We start from the raw sequence: 17,187 nt of genomic DNA on the forward strand, positions 1-17,187 counted from the left end.
CATGACCAGTCTGAAAGAACAACACACCGGCGGGCAGCAGGCTCTCACGCCGTTTCCCACGTGCACGCTGGCGGATTTAACTGACCTGCCTCGGGTGGGTTTTCGTGGTGCTCACAGTGCCGCGTACTTGCAAGGCCGCCATTTCATTCTGCCGCAGGCCCCCAATCGCGCCGAGGTCCAGACCGATGGTAGCCAAGTGGCGCGCCTGTCGCAGACCGAATATCTGTTGCTGGGCAGCCTCGAAGACCAGGGCCAGCGCATTGCCGACGAAGAGGCCCGCTGGGAACTCGATCACCAAGCCAATTATCTGCTGCCTCGTCAGGACAGTCATGCCTGTTTCCAACTGACCGGAGAGCACCTGAGCGAAGTGATGGCCAAGCTCTGTGGGGTCGATCTGAGCCCGCAGGCGTTCAGCCCTGGAGCGGTGGCACAGACTTCGGCGGCCCGCATCAATGTGATCGTGATCAACTCCAGTACCGCGCAGCAGGCGAGTTTGCACATCCTGTGTGATCGGGCGTCGAAAGCGTATTTCCGGGAGGCGTTGCTGGACGCGATGGAGGAGTTTTCCGGACAGGCAACGGATGGGGCGACGATCTGACGCCAGGCAGAAACAAGACGAACCGAAGCTTACTGACCCCCTCCAGGACAGAGGGGGTTTCCAGAATGAAGCGGCAAAAGAACCGCGGCCCTCTCACCCAACCACCTAAATCACCGCCCGCAACTCCCGTGGCGACAGGCCGTAGTGTGAGCGAAAGCGCACTGCAAAACGCGAGGCCGAAGCGTAGCCACTGGCGCCGGCAATTTCACCGATGGGACGAGACGTGGTTTGCAACCATTGCAACGCCATTGCCAGTCGAACGCTTTCCAGAATATTCCTGAAACTGTCCCCCTCATTGGCCAGTTGGCGGCGCAACGTCGACTCCCCCAGGTTCAGGTGTTGGGCGACGCCAGCCACCGTCCAGTCGCTCTGCGGGCTGCTCATTACCAACTGCTGCACGCGCTCGCACAGTGGATCGTTGCGATCCATCAGCAGAGGTCCGGCCAAGCCGCCGAGCCCCAGGCTCAGAAGAACCGCCTCCCCGTAGTGGGTGCGTAATGCATCCGGGGCGTCCCCATTGATGGCGGCCAATAACTGATCCCATGCCTGTGTGGTGTGCCTGTCCAGCGGGACACATAGATCTGTGTTCAGCGTCCTGTGGCGGCTGACGATCTGCTGTCGATAGCGGAGGTTGAAATTACGCAGTATCGAACTGGGAAAGGTCACTGCATCGGCGATGTAGTCACCTTGAGGGCCAGGAAAATTTGAGATACCCAGTTCGCGTCCGGCCGGCATCAGTATCAGATGTCGCGGCCCGACGCGCATCTCCCGGTCATCCCATTGCAGCAGTTTTTCCCCTTGGCGTACTCGACACAAGGTGGTCGCGAATATCGACACCCGCTGCAATGTATGGGGCTGTCGCGCCCGTATGACACACGCATCGACGGTGCTCTCCCGGTGCTGCGTGCCAATACTTGGGTGCATCGTTTAACGTCCGTAAGTTGAAGTGATGGTCGCTTTGGCCAAGGCGTTGGCATTGAGCATGTAGCCCACCAATGCACCACTGGCCTGGTTATCGAGGGGCAGCTTATCGACTTTCAACGCCCATACGGTGAATTGATAGCGATGTGGCTTATCCCCTACAGGTGGGCAAGCCCCACCAAATCCCGGTTGACCATAATCGGTTCGCCCTTGTACCGCACCGACAGGCAGGTTCGAACCGACCCCTCTTGGCAGACTGTTGGTTGAAGCCGGCAGGTTGACCACCGTCCAATGCCACCAGCCACTGCCGGTCGGAGCATCGGGATCGTAGACGGTGACAGCATAACTTTTGGTACCCGCCGGGGCATTGCTCCAGGAAAGCTCGGGTGAGGTATTCCCCCCTTCACAACCGAACCCCTGGAACACCTCGCGACTGGTCAACGGGCGGTTTTCAGCAATGTCTTGGCTCGTCAGCGAGAAGTCGGCAGCGTGTCCTGTGAGGACAACGCCCATGGACAATACGGATAAAATCATTCTGGTGTTCATCGTGACCTCATTGAATCTGTGTGAAGCACGAGTCTAGAGAGCGCGCAGAATGATTACTGTGCCGAAATGCTCGAACATTGTGCCGAAACGCTCGCACCGCTACAGAGCAGCAACGAATGGCCAGCACAGGCAGGCTTTATTCCGCGCTCGTTCGACTACCCCTGGCGCATTACGACCCATCGTCCCCAGCGCTGGCGAAACCACCCGTAGCCACTGACCAAGGCGATACCGCCCAGCACCAGCGTCGCACCCACGATGAAATTCGGCTCCAGCGGTTCGTCCAGCAGCCAGACGCCAAAGCCAATGCCGAACAACGGCGTCATGAACGACAGCACCCCCAGTTGCGAAGCGAGGTAGCGGCGCAGCAGGGAGAACCAGATCAGGAAACTGGCGAACGACACCAGCAACACCTGGAACGTCAGGCTGGCCAGCAGTTGTGGCGTGAGGTTGATCGTCGTTTGCCCCAGAGCTGCCGACATGCCGATCAGCAGAACCCCGGCGCCGATCAATTGATACAGCAGCGTCTGGCTGGCAGGCAGATTCGTCAACCGCGAACAACGCACCGTCACCGTGGTTGCACCCCACAGCGCACCGGCCAGCAAGCCCATGCCGTCACCGAGCAATGAGCTGCTGCTCGCCGCACCCGCCCCTCCACTGAAGGCAACCACGATCCCAGCGAATGCAACGGCAATGCCTAGCCATTGCGCCGCCTTGAGGCGTTCGCTCGGCAGTTTCCAGTGCAAGCCGAGGGCGGCGAACATGGGCGCGGTGTACAGGAAAATCACCATGTGCGAAGCCGTCGTATGCCGCAGGCCTTCGCCCACCATCACGAATTCCAAGGCAAACAACAATCCCACCAGCAAGCCCGGACGCCAGCTGCCATCGGTCAGAGACAGGCGTTCACCGCGCAGCAGCACCAACAGCCAGACCAGTACCGCAGCGATGGCCGAGCGCACGCCCAGTTGCAGCATCGGCGTCATGTCGGCGGCGCTGGCCTTGATCGCGACTTGCTGGAAACCCCAGATGGCACAGAGGCCGGTCATCAGGGCGCAGACCTGGCCATCCAGGGCTCGGCGGGTGGTCATGGGAAAGGTCCTTGAGGGCAGAAAACAGATGAAAGAATTGTCTGCCTGACACCTTTGCTGGATATAGTGATTACCCGACAAGCCATCCCGGTAATCCGCCATTGCGCTCGCCATGCATCCTCCAGCCCAACATCTGAAGATTCCTCCGTTCGAAGTGGCCCTGCCCTCGCCGATCTACTTTCGCAGCGCCTGCATGCCGGCCCACGCCACTTACCCTCGGCACCGGCATGCCTGGGGGGAGTTCGTCTACTCCTACAGTGGCGTGATGGAAATCGAGATCGCGCAGCACCATTATCTGGCACCGCCGCAATACGGCATCTGGTTGCCGCCGGACATGGAGCACGTTGGGTTCAATCGGCATGAGGCCTGCCATTGTTCGCTGTACCTGGCCGCCGAACTGTGCGCTGCGCTGCCCGCCGTCCCCTGTGCGCTGACCTTGAGCCCGCTGATCCGCGCGCTTCTGGAGGAGCTGCGCAGCGACCCACCAAGCCAGCCACAGACGCCCGAACAGCAACGTTTGTTGCAGGTGCTGGTGGACAAGCTGATCCAGGCGCCCCACGTCGGCAGCTACCTGCCCTCCTCGGATGATCCCCTGCTGGGCCCCGTGCTGCGGGCCTTGGAGGCGAACCCCAGCGACCCGCGCTCATTGCCGCAACTGGCCCGCGCCGCCAACACCACCGAACGCACGCTGATGCGCCGGGCACAGCGGGACCTGGGCATGTCACTGGTGGAATGGCGCCAGCGCCTGAAAGTCATCGAAGCCCTGGCCCTGCTCGAACGTGGCCAGAGCGTGGAAACCATCGGCCTGGACCTGGGCTACAGCAGCGCCTCGGCGTTCATCAGCATGTTTCGCAAAATGATGGGCACCACACCAGATGAGTATCGGCGCCGGCATATGGCTGGATGACGCGGGGAGCTCGCGATGCGGTGTGCCAGCTTGCACCAGTATTGAATGTGCCGCAGTCATCGCGAGCAAGCTCGCTCCCACGGGTGGTTTTGGGTATGCATGAGTTTTGTGTTTACAGCAGGCCCACTGTGGGAGCGAGCTTGCTCGCGAAGGCGCCGGTAGAGGCGGCATCCATTTCGGCATTAACGCCAAACCGCCCCGCCATCTCCCGGCGACCACTGGCCGTCACCCCTAACGCCCGGCTATCCAGATCCTGGATCACCCAATTGCGCTTGATCGCCACTTGCAGCAACGCCGCCCCCAAGGCACCGCCCAGATGCGGACGGCGCATGCTCCAGTCCAGGCAGGGACAGGCGAATCGGCGTCGTTGGGTGGTGAGGACCTGAACATCGACGCCCAATCCCTCGAACAACCGCTCTCCCGATTCACTCAGCCGATACCCCTGTCCTTGCACCTCCACCAACCACCCGGCCTCGATCATCCGATCATACAGGCGCACCGCCAGGGTGCCGGCCATATGGTCGTAGCAGGTGCGGGCGAACTGCAGGCGATCCGGGGTGCGCGGCGTAAAGGTCGGCGCGGCGCTCTGGCCGATTACCATCAGCGCTTCGAGGGCCTGGGCCACGCGCTTGTCCGCCAGGCTGTAGTAACGATGACGACCCTGCACGTGCAACCGCACCAAGACCAATTCCTTAAGCTTCGCCAAGTGGGCGCTGGCGGTCGAGGCGCTGACCTCGGCGATGCTCGCCAATTCGGTGCTGGTGCGGGCGTGGCCGTCCATCAACGCGCACAGCATTCGGGTGCGCGCCGGTTCAGCAATGGCCGCGGCCACTTGGGACACACCCAGGTCATGATGTTCTGCGTCCATATTTCGCTCCCTGACGAATCAAGCCATGCATCGACTGAAGATAGTAGCAACACTTTCTCCATCACGAACAAGGCAGCGCTTCATGGACCCGATCATCGCCGCGACTCACACCGATCCCTACTCCTACTACGCCAGCCTGCGGGCCGCAGGCGGGCTGACCTTCGATCCACAATTGAACCTGTGGATCGCCAGCAGCGCCGAGGCCGTGTGCGCCGTGCTGCGTCACCCCGCATGCGTTGTGCGTCCGGCCCACGAGCCCGTGCCAAAGGCCATTGCCGAAGGGCCCGCCGGTCGGGTGTTCGGGCGCCTGATGCGCATGAACGAAGGTGAACCGCAGCGTTGCCCGAAAGCAGCGATTGCGCCGGGGTTGCAGGCGATCGATCGGCAGCAGGTCGAAGCGCTGGTCAAGGCGCGTTTTCTCAAGGACGGCGCCGAAGGCCTGCACCAGGCTCAGTTCATCGGACCGACCAGCGTGGTGGCGGCGTTGCTGGGTTTCAACCCGGCGGACAGTCGCCTGATCAGCGAACTGACGGGGGATTTCGTCGCTTGCCTGTCGCCTCTGAGTGATGCGACGCAACTGGACGCGGCGCACCGGGCCACCGAACAACTGCTGACGTTTTTCCGCGAGCGGATCGAGGCACAGGACAACCCCCTGTTGGCACGCATTGGCCAGGGGTTCGCAGATGCCGATACGAACAGCCTGATCGCCAACCTGATCGGCCTGCTCTCGCAAACCTATGAAGCCACGGCCGGCCTGATTGGCAATGCGTTGCTGGCACTGATCCGCGATCCGGCGCTGCCGCACACGCTCAGGGCCGACCCCACACAGATCTCCCCGTTGCTGGTCGAAGTCCAGCGCTTGGACCCTTCGGTGCAAAACACTCGCCGCTTCGTCATCGCCCCCTGCGAAATCCTCGGTGCCATGCTGAACCCTGGGGATGCGGTCCTGGTACTGCTAGCGTCGGCCAACCGCGATCCGCAGCTCAACCCGCAACCGGACGTCCTGCTGCTGGAACGCCCGAACCGCCGCAGTTTCAGCTTCGGCACCGGGCACCATGAGTGCCCCGGCCAAGCTTTGGCCCTGGGCATTGCCCACGCCACACTGGATATCTTGGTCGAGCGAGCACCGCGACTGGACCGGTTGGCGTGGCGCTACCGCCCCTCCATCAACGCACGCATCCCGCTGTTCAGCGACCGGCCAGTGGCGAAAGCGCGGTGACCAACTCCAGCATCAATCGTCCCGGGTCAGGACTTCCAGCAGCTCGATTTCAAAGATGAGATTGGCGTTGGGCTTGATGTGGGCACCCATTGATCGCTCACCGTAGGCCAGGTGCGCCGGGACCAGCAGTTTGCGCTTGCCACCGACTTTCATGCCCATCAGGCCCAGGTCCCAGCCCTTGATGACACGGCCGGTGCCGATCACGCACTGGAAAGGTTTGCCGCGACTGTAGGACGAATCGAATTCGGTGCCGTCTTCGAGCGTACCGCGATATTGAGTGGTAATCAGCGCACCTTTGACTACGCTTTTGCCGTCGCCCTGTTCCAGGTCGATGATTTGCAGCTCTTCGTTCATGGGGTAGTTCCGTGTCAATCAAGGCGCGGTTTTTCGCAGAATTTGCCGCCGCTGGCAATCTTTTGTGCGGTTCTCTGTTCATGCCCCGTTGTGACCCACCGCCGCGTTGTATTACATGCAGGAGGGAACCGCGGCGGTAGCCTCGGTTCACATGGATATCGACCCTGCCTTTCAGATAAGGATGTTCTGATGATCGACTCTCGCCCGCACCACGGTTTCATCCCTCCCTATATCCTCAATCGAATCATCGCCCACGGCTCCGAACAGCAACGCTCCAAGGCCCTTGGCACCCTGACCCACGTGCGCAGCCTGCGACACAACCCCGGCCCGCCCGGTAACCTTCCCGCCGCGGCGAAACTGGCCAAGCCAGGCAAGGCCGGGCAACCACGACGCAGCGTGCATGACGCACAAAACAACATGGAACTACCCGGCCAGCCGATACGCCTGGAAGGCCAACCGGCCAGCGGCGACCCGGCCGTGGACGAGGCCTACGATGCCCTGGGCGCCACCTACGATTTTTTCTGGAAGGTCCTGGGGCGCGACTCCATCGACAACAAAGGCTTCGCCCTGGTGGGCAGCGTGCATTATGGCCAGGGCTACGAAAACGCGTTCTGGAACGGCGCGCAGATGGTGTTCGGCGACGGTGACGGCGAAATCTTCCAGCGCTTCACCCGCTCCCTGGACGTCGTGGCCCATGAACTGGCCCATGGCGTCACCGAAAGCGAAGCCGGGTTGATCTATGCCAACCAGTCCGGGGCCTTGAACGAGTCCATCTCCGATGTATTCGGCGTGCTGGTCAAACAGTTCGTACTCGAACAGACCGCCGACCAGGCGGACTGGCTGATTGGCGCCGACCTGCTCACCGACAAGATCAACGGTGACGGCCTGCGCAGCATGTCCAACCCTGGCACCGCCTACAATGACCCGATGCTGGGCAAGGACCCACAACCGGCGCACATGCGCGAATTCGTCATTACTCGCGAAGACAACGGCGGCGTGCACATCAATTCCGGCATTCCCAACCGCGCCTTTTATCTGGTGGCCACCGCGCTGGGCGGATTTGCCTGGGAAAAGGCTGGCCGGATCTGGTATGACACCTTGTGCGACCGAAAACTGGCCAACGATGCGTCCTTCAGCGCTTTCGCCGGCCTGACCGTCGAGCATGCCCGCCAGCTTTTCGGCCAACGTGAGGTGCAAGCGGTGCAGGACGGCTGGGCTCAGGTCGGCGTCAACCTGGCAGAGGAAAGCTGATGAAAACCCTTCCGACTCTCGACGATAAAGCGGTGCTCAAGCTATCACGCCAGGGCGGTGTGGCGGCCATCCAGGCCTTGACCCGCCCCCGGGAAATCGAGTTCGCCCAGTGCGACCTCGACCAGCGCACGCGCATCTGCTCGCTGCTCGAAGGCTGTCTGCCACTGACTTCGTCCACGCCTGGCCGGGGCGACCAGCGTTTTTTCCAGATCGAGGTACGTTATCGCACCAACGACCAGGATGACGAAATGGTGTTGCAGGTGCCTGAGGACCAGGCACCTGGCGAACTGGTTCGCCTGTGGGACAAGGGCGAAGTGACCTGAGGACTTAACGTGTGGCCGGAACGATCTTGACGATTGCGCCGGACACGGTTTCGATCAGCAAGTACTTGTCGTCGATATGCACCCATTGCTGTTCTTGTGTCGGCTGCTCGAGTTTCTTCTGTTTCCAGTCTTTCATGGCCCTGTCCGCACGCTGGTAGTCCGCCGGTACTCGGTCGTTTTCCACCAGCCGGCGGCCATTGCTCGGCGAATGCTCCAGGGCGTCTCCAGTCTTCTCGACCGCTTGCGCAACAGGCCCAAAGGCTCCGAGGCCGGCGATCAGGACCAGGCTGGCGATCAGGGTTGGTTTGCGCATAGAAAAAACTCCAGTTATTCAAGGGACTGAATCTGGGACTTCACCGGCGGCGAATCATTCCCTTTACTGCTGCGACTGGAAGCTGAGAGCCTCGCCACAGGTCGTGCATGGCATAGTGACAGGCCTGAAACTACAACACCCGCCGGACGGACCCACCATGAGCACCACCGCCTCTTCCCCAGCCCTCAAGGAAATCTTCAACAGCGCCCGTCTGGAGCACATCGCCAGCGAAATGCTCGTGGTGTATCCGGCATTCGACGCCAAGGCCTTCTTGCACATGGCCAACGAGGGGCTGGCCGAGTTGTCGGTGATGCAGCGCATGGCACGGGTCAGTGAATGCCTGCATGCCGTGCTACCCCTGGATTACGAAGCGTCTCTGGAGCTGCTGCGTGATCTGGCGCCGCGCCTCAACAGCATGTTCGTCAGCATGTTCCTGCCGCACTATGTGGCGTCTTACGGCCGGCACGCCTTCGACCTTTCCATGGACGCGCTCAAGTACTTCACCCGGTTCGGCTCGTCGGAGTTCGCGGTGCGGCACTTCCTGCGCGACGACCTGGCGCGCACCCTCAAGGTCATGCACGACTGGGCACTGGATACCAACGAACACGTACGGCGCCTGGCCAGCGAAGGCAGTCGGCCGCGCTTGCCGTGGTCGTTCCACCTCGAGCCGATCCAGGCCAACCCCGACCTGGCGGCCGCGATCCTCGACGCCCTCAAGACCGACGACAGCCTCTATGTGCGCAAGTCCGTGGCCAACCACCTCAACGACGTCACCAAGCAGCATCCGGACTGGGTGCTGGACCAGATCGAAGGCTGGCCACTGCAAGACCGCCACACCGCATGGATCGCCCGGCATGCCCTGCGCAGCCTGATCAAACAAGGCCATCCCCGGGCACTGGCAGTCATCGGTGTGGGTGGTAAGGCCCAGGTCGAAATCCTGGACCTGAAGGTGACGCCAGCGGTCATTCGCCTGGGCGAACAGATCAGCCTGTCCTTCAAGGTGCAATCGACCCTCGGGCAGAGCCAGCGCCTGGTGATCGATTACGCGATCGATTACGTGAAAGCCTCGGGCGGCACCTCGGCCAAGGTCTTCAAGCTCAAGACCTTCGACCTGCCTGCCCACGGGTGCGCCAGCCTCAGCCGTTCACAACACATTCGCGAGCTGACCACTCGCCGGCACTATGCAGGCCGGCACGTGGTGCATTTGCTGGTCAATGGCGAGCGACTGGGCAGCACAGCGTTCGACATCGCGCCTTGAAGCCGCTCAGACCACCGCCACGCGTTGCGCCTTGCGGATGTCTTGGATGAAGCGTTCTGCCGGCAACGGGTGGCCCAGCAGATAACCCTGCAGCGAATCGCAGCCCAGTTGGGTCAGGAAGTCTTGTTGCACATCGGTCTCTACGCCTTCGGCGACGATGCGCAGGCCCAGGGCCTGGCCGAGGGCGACGATGGCCGAGACAATGGCTGCGTCATCGCTGTCGTGCTCCAGGTCGCGCACAAAGCCGCGATCGATTTTCAGCTCGTTGGCCGGCAGGCGCTTGAGGTACATCAGGCTCGAATAGCCCGTGCCAAAGTCGTCGATGGACAGGTCAACCCCCATGTCCGAGAGCTGTTGCAGCACCGTCATACTTGCGTCCGCATCGCTCATGGCGGTGGTTTCGGTGATTTCCAGGGTCAAACTGTTGGCCGGCAATTTATGGGTTTCCAACGCCTTGGCCACGCTCTGCACCAGGCCCGTATGGCAAAACTGCAAGGCCGACAGGTTCACCGCAATGCGCCAATCGGTATAACCGAGCACGTACCATTCGCGCATCTGGCGACAGGCCTCGTTCAGTACCCATTCGCCGATGGGAATGATCAGCCCGGTCTTTTCCGCCAGGTCGATAAAGGTGTCGGGCATCAACAGGCCCTGGGTCGGATGGTTCCAGCGCAACAACGCCTCGGCACCGACCGGCCGGCCGTTGGCGGCGTCGAACTTGGGCTGGTAGTACAGGCTGAACTGCCGCTGCTCTACGGCGATGCGCAGGTCTTGCAACAACTGCAATTGCTTGCGCGCGTTGCTGTTCATCGAGGCATCGAAAAAGCTGTAGCCGTTTTTGCCGGCGCCTTTGGCGTGGTACATCGCCGCGTCGGCATTCATCAGCAACTCATCGGCGCTTTGGCCGTTGCCTGGATACAACGCGATGCCGACACTGGCGGATATCTGCAGGTCGTGGTCGGCGACCCGGAAGGTGCGCGCGATCAACCCGACCTGGCGTGCCGCCAGTCGCAAGGCATCGTCGGGCTCGGCCAGTTGCACCAGCAGCACGAACTCATCACCGCCGATCCGCGCCAGGGTGTCCTGGCTGCGCAGGTCTTCGCGCAGGCGCAGGGCCACGTCCCGCAACAACATATCGCCCATGTGGTGACCAAAGGCATCGTTGACCGGTTTGAAGCCATCCAGGTCGATGAACATCAAAGCGAAACAACCGCCCTGCTCTTGCACAAGGTGCATGGCCTGGTCGATACGATCGGCCAGCAGTACACGGTTGGGCAACGCGGTGAGAGGGTCGTGCAGGGCCAATTGGGTCAGTTCCCGATTAGCCTGGGTCAACGATTGGGCCAGCTCTGCGGTACGGGCTTCCAGGCGCGCGTCGAGAATCGAGGTCAGCAAGGCAATGGCCAACACCGCCAGGGTGGTGATCAGCACCAGGTTGTCCAGGCCCTTGCCGCTCAAGCCATCCAGGGAGCCGCAGAAGCTGCCCTCGTTGAACCGTGCCCCGGCCATGCCGGTGTAGTGCATGCCGACGATGGCGATGCCCATGACCACCGCGGCTCCAGCGCGAGCCATGCGCACATGGGGAGAATTGTGGCGCAGGCGAAAAGCGATCCACAGTGCCGCCGCCGACGCGCCAACGGCAATCACCAACGAAGCGCCGAACAGCGTCGGGTCATAGTCGATGCCCGGTTGCATCTGCAGCGCGGCCATGCCGGTGTAATGCATGGCACTGATGCCCGCGCCCATGATCAGCGCGCCAAACGCCAACTGCCAGGCCGGCAGCCGCGGCTGGCTGACCAGCCACAGGGCAAAACCGCAGGAAAGAATGGCGATCAGTAGCGACAGCGCGGTGATTCGCACGTCGTAGCCAAGCTCCACCGGCAAGGTGAACGCGAGCATGCCGATGAAATGCATGGACCAGACGCCCACGCCCATCGCCAATGCCCCTCCAGCCATCCATAAATGGGCCGCACGCCCCCGCGTGGTGGCGATACGCCCGGTCAGGTCCAGGGCTGTGTAGGACGCCAATACCGCTACAAACAGGGAAATAGAAACTAAGGCAGGGGAATAACTACCAATGAGCATGGTTTTTTTCTCGATACTGCAAAGCCGAACTGCTTCCATGCCCGGTTGAAAGCCGGCGATTGTACGCAATCGTATCGCCGGCGCACGGGCCAAATGTCAAAAAGCCATCAAACCTGGAACATTTTCGACGAAAGACATTTTGCCCATTGGCAAAAGTGGAAACAGCTCCCACATCGTCCCAAGAGTCCACAAAAACCACGTCCGCCATAAATCCTCTGTGGGAGCGGGCTTGCTCGCGATAACGGTGTGTCAGCCAACATCAATATCGACTGACCTGCCGTCTTCGCGAGCAAGCTCGCTCCCACATTTTTTTCCAGGGTGTCCACAAGAACCATGTCCGTCGCCAGTCCCTCTGTGGGAGCGAGCTTGCTCGCGATAGCGGTGTGTCAGCCAACATCAATATCGACTGACCTGCCGTCTTCGCGAGCAAGCTCGCTCCCACATTTTTCCAGGGTGTCCACAAGAACCATGTCCGTCGCCAGTCCCTCTGTGGGAGCGAGCTTGCTCGCGATAGCGGTGTGTCAGTGTGCGAAAATTCCGGATCCAAAAAACCCAACTCGAACCGTTCGGCTAATATCGAAGCACCACTTCAAGGAGGATTTATCCATGCCTGCTCCAGCCACCCGGGCTTCGACCACTGCCCTATTGGTGATCGACGTACAGAACGACTTCATCCCCGGCGGCCAATTGGCCGTGCCGGGGGGCGATGAGATCGTGCCGTTGATCAACCAACTGGGCCGTTCATTCAAACAGGTCATCCTCGCCCAGGACTGGCACCCGACCAAGCATGCGTCGTTTGCTTCCAGCCATCCAGGCAAGCAACCCTTCGACATCGTCCAATTGCCATACGGCGAGCAGAAACTCTGGCCCGACCACTGCATCCAGGGCAGCCGAGGCGCCGAATTCCACCCGATGCTGGAACTGACCCACGCCCAACTGATCATTCGCAAGGGCTGCAACCCGGACATCGACAGTTATTCGGCCTTCATGGAAGCCGACCGCCAGACCACGACCGGGTTGGCAGGTTACCTGAAGGAGCGCGGTATCGACACGGTATACCTGGTAGGCCTGGCCCTGGATTTTTGTGTCATGTTCTCGGCGCTGGATGCCCGGGCGGCGGGGTTCAATGCCATTGTGCTGCTCGACGCCTGCCGGGGCATCGATAGCGAAGGCTCGATGGACACCGCGATCCGCAGAATGCAGACCGCGGGGGTGGAGTTGGTTCAATCCACAGCGATAACCGGCCGGTCCTTTGCCTGATGGCTCATACTCAGCGGCCCCTTTTCGAACAGTGAGCCTCCATGCCTTTCCTCGCCCGCACCCACCCGCGTCTTTCCAGCGCCACGGTCCTTGGCCTGGCGGTGGGCCTGCTGGTTCCCGTGGACTCGATCATCAGCAAAATCCTGATCGGTTGGAACACCGGGGTCTGGACCTACCTGGTGCTGATGTCTTGGCTGACCGTGCGGGCCAAGGCGCCGGACGTCAAGCGCATCGCCGAGATCGAAGACGAGAACGCCGGGTTGGTCCTGCTGGTCGTCTGCATCGCGGCATTGGCCAGCCTGGCGACCATCACCTTCGAACTGGCGGGCAGCCGCGATCTGCAAACCGCTGGCAAGCTGCTGCACTACGGCTTCACGGCGATGACCGTGATCGGTTCCTGGTTACTGATCGGCGTGATCTTCAGCGTTCACTATGCGCGGTTGTATTACACCTGGGAGGGCAAGGAGCCAGCGCTGCGATTTGCCGAAGGGCTGACCACGCCCAACTATTGGGATTTCCTGTATTTCTCGTTCACCATCGGGGTCGCGGTGCAGACCTCGGACGTGGGCGTTGCCACGCGACAGTTGCGCAAGATCGTGCTCGCGCAATCGTTGATCGGGTTTGTGTTCAATACGGCGATTCTGGGGTTTTCAATCAATATTGCGGCGGGGTTGTTCGGGTGAGATCCATTGGGGCCGCTTCGCGGCCCAGCGCGAGCAAGCTCCCTCGCCACAGAGTCAGCTTCAAGCGACACAGGGTGAACAATTTCAGGACGGTGTTGGCAGCCACAACCTGAAGCGCGCCCCGCCCAGCGGCGAGGCTTCGACCGTCAGGGTGCCGCCCTGGGCTTCCAGGGCGCGGCGGCTGATGGCCAGGCCCAGGCCAAAACCGCCCGTGGCGCGGTCACGACTGCGGTCCAGGCGGTAGAACGGTTCGAACACGCGCTCGCGTTCGCTGTCGGGAATCCCGATGCCGTCGTCGTCGACCCAGATTTCGCAGCCGTGATCACTGACCAGCACCCCAACCTGGATCCGCCTCTCGCAATACCGCATGGCATTGCGCAGCAGGTTCTGCAATGCCCGTGCAGTCAGACGCGGGTCCAGCACGAAACGCTCCAGCGTGCCATGCAACAGCACATCGATCACCACGTCCGGCGCCGCCAGGTCCTCGTCGACGCTGCCCAGGATACTGTCGATGAATTCGTCCAACGGCACTTCGACCCGCTCGGGTAGACACTCAGGGTTCTGCAAACGGCTGTAGGACAGCAACTCCAGCACCAACTCATCCAACTCGCGGATGTGTGCCACCAACCCTTGCAGGCGTTCGCGACTGGCCGGCGGCAGGTCATCGGACAGGGCCAGGGCCAGGCCGAAGTCGAGCCGGGTCAATGGTGTGCGCAGTTCGTGGGACACCGCGTTGAGCAGATCGCGCTGCTGGTTGAGCAGGCTCTCGATGTCGCCGGCCATCGTATCGAACACATGGGCCAGGCTGCCGATGTTCGAGCTGGAGGCGATGTGCGTGCGTTCGCTCAAATGGCCCTTGCCGAAGCGCTCTGCGGTGCTTCTGAGGCGTTCCAGATCGCGCCAGTGCGGTCGCAGCCAAAGCAGCAGGCAGGCGAGCATCGTCGCGCCGATCAGGACGTTGATGCTCCAGTACAGCCAACTGACGTCCGCCGGGTCCGGAGGCACGATCATCTTGACCGCCGTGTGCTCATCCAGCGGCGCAGCCGTCAGGGTGCGCCAAGCCCATTCCCCCAGGCGCACCACGTTCTCACCGTTTTTGAGACGGGCCTGTTCGTCGGGGCTGAAATCCTTATCCTCGACGGCGGCCAGTTCGATGCGCAACGGCTCGAACTCCTTGTCCATCTGCGCCGCCAGCGCCGGCCACTGCGCGCTGGGCACGGCGCGAAACTGCTTGACCATCAAGGTTTGCAGGCCACGGGAGTGATCGAGGTTGTAAGTCACAAAGCGCTCATGGAACAGGCGAATCACCAGTTCCGGCATCAGGTAGATCGCCGCGCTGTAGGACACGATGGTGACCAGATAGAGACGAATCAGCAGCTTCCACATCGATCAGCATTCCCACTCGGAACGGCTGAACAGATAGCCCTTGCCCCACACCGTCTTGATCTTGCGCGCTTCGCCGGCGTTATCGTCGAACTTGCGCCGCAGCTTGGAAATCGCCACGTCCACCGAGCGGTCGGTGCCGTTGAATTCGATGCCCCGCAGGCGTTGCAGGATCTGGTCGCGGCTCAGCACTTCGCCGGAATGCCGGGCCAGCACCACCAGCAGGTTGTATTCGCCGCTGGACAACTCCACCGGCTGCCCGCGCCAGGTCACGGTGCGCTCGGACAGGTCGATGCACAGGTTGCCCATGAGGATGCGGTCATTGGCCGTCTGCGGTTCGCTCAGGCTGCTGCGCCGCAACAGGGTGCGCACCCGTGCCAGCAGCACCCTGGGCTCGCAAGGCTTGGTGACGTAGTCGTCGGCGCCCATCTCCAGGCCCAGCACCTGGTCGTGGCTGTCGTCCCGGGCGGTGAGCATCAGGATCGGCAGGGTCGCCGAATCGGCCCGCAGCAAACGGCAGACCTGCAAACCGTCCAGCCCCGGCAGCATCAAGTCGAGGATCACCAGGTCCGGCGGATCGACCCGGGCCCGCTCGCGCACATGATCGCCACGGCTGAGCACACTGACCTGATAGCCGTTGCGTTCCAGGTAACTGGCGATCAGTTCAGAGAGTGCGGAGTCGTCTTCCACCAGGAGGATGTTGGGCATGGGTGTTTCCAGAAAGTGCTGGGGCGCCTGGCAGGACCTCCTCGCGAGCAAGCTCGCTCCCACAGGATTCACGTGACCGTTGTGGGAGCGAACTTGCTCGCGATAGCGGTATCCCAAGCACAGAAATTCTCAAGCTGCCAAGGATATACGCCCTCACCCACCCACGAGCAAACCCCTTACACAATTTCACATACCCCCTACAAAGCTTTACCGTTGTCGACGCTCGCCCCCCGTAGCATGGCAACGCTCATTATTGGGGAAGCACCATGCCAAGAAACCTTTTCGCCACCCTGGGCCTGCTGCTCGGGGCGCTGCTGTTGAGCGCCTGCGATTCATCCTCAGGCCCCAAGGATGAAACGCCGCTGGTCTCCGTGGCCGTCGAGACCATCGAGGCCCGGCCGCTGTCCATCAGCAGCGAACTGAGCGGGCGCATTGCCGCGCCGCGAATCGCCGAAGTCCGCGCGCGGGTGCCCGGTGTGGTGTTGCAGCGGCTCTTTCGCGAAGGCAGCGATGTGAAAAAAGGCGATGTGCTGTTTCGCATCGACCCGGCGCCATTCAAGGCCGACCTGGACAGCGCCGAAGCGGCACTGCGCAAAGCCGAGGCCAACTTATTCCAGGCCCGCTTGCAGGAGCGGCGTTACTCGCAACTGGTCGACGGCAACGCCATCAGTGGCCAGGACTACGACAACGCCCGCGCCGCCGTGCGCCAGAGCGCCGCCGATGTCGCCGCCAACAAAGCCGCCGTGGAACGGGCCCGGCTGAACCTGGGTTATGCCACCGTCACGGCACCGATCGCCGGGCGCATCGGCCGGGCACTGGTGACCGAAGGCGCCCTGGTGGGGCAGAACGAAACCACGCCGCTGGCCCTGATCCAGCAATTGAACCCGATCCATGCCGACCTCACGCAATCGACCCGCGAGCTCAACGAGCTGCGCCGTGCCCTGCGCTCCGGGCAGTTGGAGAAGGTCGGCCAGGACCAGGCAAAAGCCACGTTGATCCAGGATGACGGCAGCCTCTACCCGTTACCGGGCAAACTGCTGTTCACCGACATCAGCGTCGACCCGGGCACAGGCCAGATCACCCTGCGCAGCGAGTTTCCCAACCCCGACCTCGACCTGCTGCCGGGCAGCTTCGTGCGCGTGCGCCTGGAGCAGGCCTTCGACCGGCAAGGCATCAGCGTGCCGCAACGGGCGATCCAGCGTGACAGCTCCGGCGTTGCCCAGGTATTGCTGCTCGACGGGCAGCAGCAGGTTCACGTGCAACCGGTGGAGCTGGGCGCCGTGCAAAACGACCGCTGGATCGTCACCCATGGCCTCAAGCCCGGCGACCGCATCGTCGTGCAAGGCCTGCAACACGCCCGGCCCGGTGAAAAAGTCCGGATCGACGATTCCCCTCTTCCACTTGCCCAGGTACCTGGTCAGTAAG

18 protein-coding genes are annotated in these 17,187 nt (G+C 62.0%); 9 read left to right on the forward strand and 9 right to left on the reverse strand.

All coding sequences use genetic code 11. The annotated features are described in order from the left end of the window. Position 1: 1 nt before the first annotated feature. Positions 2–598 (forward strand): sarcosine oxidase, encoded by a 597-nt coding sequence (locus tag SGN16_RS17465; protein ID WP_335945708.1) that lies wholly within the window; start codon positions 2–4, stop codon positions 596–598. 105 nt (positions 599–703) lie between these two features. Here the strand turns inward: SGN16_RS17465 and SGN16_RS17470 are convergent, their stop codons facing one another. The 3 genes from SGN16_RS17470 to SGN16_RS17480 form a co-directional block, all read right to left on the reverse strand. Next, positions 704–1,522: a helix-turn-helix transcriptional regulator gene (locus SGN16_RS17470; RefSeq protein WP_210639252.1), complete on the reverse strand. Its 819-nt coding sequence runs from the start codon at positions 1,520–1,522 to the stop codon at positions 704–706. A gap of 3 nt (positions 1,523–1,525) precedes the next feature. Further along, on the reverse strand, positions 1,526–2,065 hold the full coding sequence (locus tag SGN16_RS17475) for a kinase inhibitor (RefSeq protein ID WP_335945709.1): 540 nt from the start codon (positions 2,063–2,065) through the stop codon (positions 1,526–1,528). Positions 2,066–2,220: 155 nt separating this feature from the next. Further along, positions 2,221–3,150 (reverse strand): DMT family transporter, encoded by a 930-nt coding sequence (locus tag SGN16_RS17480; protein WP_210639254.1) that lies wholly within the window; start codon positions 3,148–3,150, stop codon positions 2,221–2,223. Between the two features lie 112 nt (positions 3,151–3,262). Here SGN16_RS17480 and SGN16_RS17485 point away from each other — a divergent pair, with 112 nt between their 5' ends. Next, positions 3,263–4,057 carry a helix-turn-helix transcriptional regulator gene (locus tag SGN16_RS17485; protein ID WP_210639255.1) on the forward strand — a complete coding sequence of 265 codons (795 nt, stop codon included), beginning with the start codon at positions 3,263–3,265 and terminating at the stop codon, positions 4,055–4,057. A gap of 112 nt (positions 4,058–4,169) precedes the next feature. On the opposite strand, the gene SGN16_RS17490 is transcribed toward SGN16_RS17485, so the two are convergent. Next, complete coding sequence (locus tag SGN16_RS17490) at positions 4,170–4,925, reverse strand: helix-turn-helix transcriptional regulator (protein ID WP_335945710.1); 756 nt, start codon at positions 4,923–4,925, stop codon at positions 4,170–4,172. Positions 4,926–5,007: 82 nt separating this feature from the next. On the opposite strand from SGN16_RS17490, the gene SGN16_RS17495 reads away from it, so the two are divergent. Next, the gene (locus SGN16_RS17495) at positions 5,008–6,144 is read left to right on the forward strand and encodes a cytochrome P450 (protein ID WP_335945711.1); all 1,137 of its coding nucleotides are present in this window, start codon (positions 5,008–5,010) and stop codon (positions 6,142–6,144) included. 12 nt (positions 6,145–6,156) lie between these two features. Here SGN16_RS17495 and SGN16_RS17500 read toward each other — a convergent pair whose 3' ends face one another. Next, on the reverse strand, positions 6,157–6,498 hold the full coding sequence (locus tag SGN16_RS17500) for an FKBP-type peptidyl-prolyl cis-trans isomerase (RefSeq protein ID WP_003182897.1): 342 nt from the start codon (positions 6,496–6,498) through the stop codon (positions 6,157–6,159). Positions 6,499–6,687: 189 nt separating this feature from the next. Between SGN16_RS17500 and SGN16_RS17505 the strand changes: the two genes are divergently transcribed. Both SGN16_RS17505 and SGN16_RS17510 read left to right on the forward strand, forming a co-directional pair. After that, the gene (locus tag SGN16_RS17505) at positions 6,688–7,749 is read left to right on the forward strand and encodes a M4 family metallopeptidase (RefSeq protein WP_335945712.1); all 1,062 of its coding nucleotides are present in this window, start codon (positions 6,688–6,690) and stop codon (positions 7,747–7,749) included. Beyond that, positions 7,749–8,072: a protealysin inhibitor emfourin gene (locus SGN16_RS17510; protein WP_335945713.1), complete on the forward strand. Its 324-nt coding sequence runs from the start codon at positions 7,749–7,751 to the stop codon at positions 8,070–8,072. The genes SGN16_RS17505 and SGN16_RS17510 overlap by 1 nt, the downstream gene beginning before the upstream one ends. Before the next feature lie 4 nt (positions 8,073–8,076). Here SGN16_RS17510 and SGN16_RS17515 read toward each other — a convergent pair whose 3' ends face one another. Beyond that, positions 8,077–8,385 (reverse strand): RcnB family protein, encoded by a 309-nt coding sequence (locus tag SGN16_RS17515; protein WP_210639260.1) that lies wholly within the window; start codon positions 8,383–8,385, stop codon positions 8,077–8,079. 157 nt (positions 8,386–8,542) lie between these two features. On the opposite strand from SGN16_RS17515, the gene SGN16_RS17520 reads away from it, so the two are divergent. Beyond that, entirely contained in the window at positions 8,543–9,643 is a 1,101-nt protein-coding gene (locus SGN16_RS17520) for a DNA alkylation repair protein (RefSeq protein WP_335945714.1), read from the forward strand. 6 nt (positions 9,644–9,649) lie between these two features. Here SGN16_RS17520 and SGN16_RS17525 read toward each other — a convergent pair whose 3' ends face one another. Next, on the reverse strand, positions 9,650–11,728 hold the full coding sequence (locus SGN16_RS17525; protein WP_210639262.1) for an EAL domain-containing protein: 2,079 nt from the start codon (positions 11,726–11,728) through the stop codon (positions 9,650–9,652). A 606-nt stretch (positions 11,729–12,334) separates the two neighbouring features. Here SGN16_RS17525 and pncA point away from each other — a divergent pair. Both pncA and SGN16_RS17535 read left to right on the forward strand, forming a co-directional pair. Continuing rightward, positions 12,335–12,988: a bifunctional nicotinamidase/pyrazinamidase gene (gene pncA, locus SGN16_RS17530; protein ID WP_210639264.1), complete on the forward strand. Its 654-nt coding sequence runs from the start codon at positions 12,335–12,337 to the stop codon at positions 12,986–12,988. A gap of 41 nt (positions 12,989–13,029) precedes the next feature. Then, positions 13,030–13,671: a DUF1345 domain-containing protein gene (locus SGN16_RS17535; RefSeq protein WP_210639265.1), complete on the forward strand. Its 642-nt coding sequence runs from the start codon at positions 13,030–13,032 to the stop codon at positions 13,669–13,671. An 84-nt stretch (positions 13,672–13,755) separates the two neighbouring features. Here SGN16_RS17535 and SGN16_RS17540 read toward each other — a convergent pair whose 3' ends face one another. Both SGN16_RS17540 and SGN16_RS17545 read right to left on the reverse strand, forming a co-directional pair. Further along, positions 13,756–15,057: an ATP-binding protein gene (locus SGN16_RS17540; protein ID WP_335945715.1), complete on the reverse strand. Its 1,302-nt coding sequence runs from the start codon at positions 15,055–15,057 to the stop codon at positions 13,756–13,758. A 3-nt stretch (positions 15,058–15,060) separates the two neighbouring features. Beyond that, complete coding sequence (locus SGN16_RS17545) at positions 15,061–15,762, reverse strand: response regulator transcription factor (RefSeq protein WP_210639267.1); 702 nt, start codon at positions 15,760–15,762, stop codon at positions 15,061–15,063. Positions 15,763–16,028: 266 nt separating this feature from the next. Between SGN16_RS17545 and SGN16_RS17550 the strand changes: the two genes are divergently transcribed. Continuing rightward, positions 16,029–17,186 (forward strand): efflux RND transporter periplasmic adaptor subunit, encoded by a 1,158-nt coding sequence (locus SGN16_RS17550; protein ID WP_210639268.1) that lies wholly within the window; start codon positions 16,029–16,031, stop codon positions 17,184–17,186. Position 17,187 lies beyond the last annotated feature (1 nt).

Source organism: Pseudomonas sp. G166 (genome assembly GCF_037027455.2).
GTDB lineage: Bacteria > Pseudomonadota > Gammaproteobacteria > Pseudomonadales > Pseudomonadaceae > Aquipseudomonas.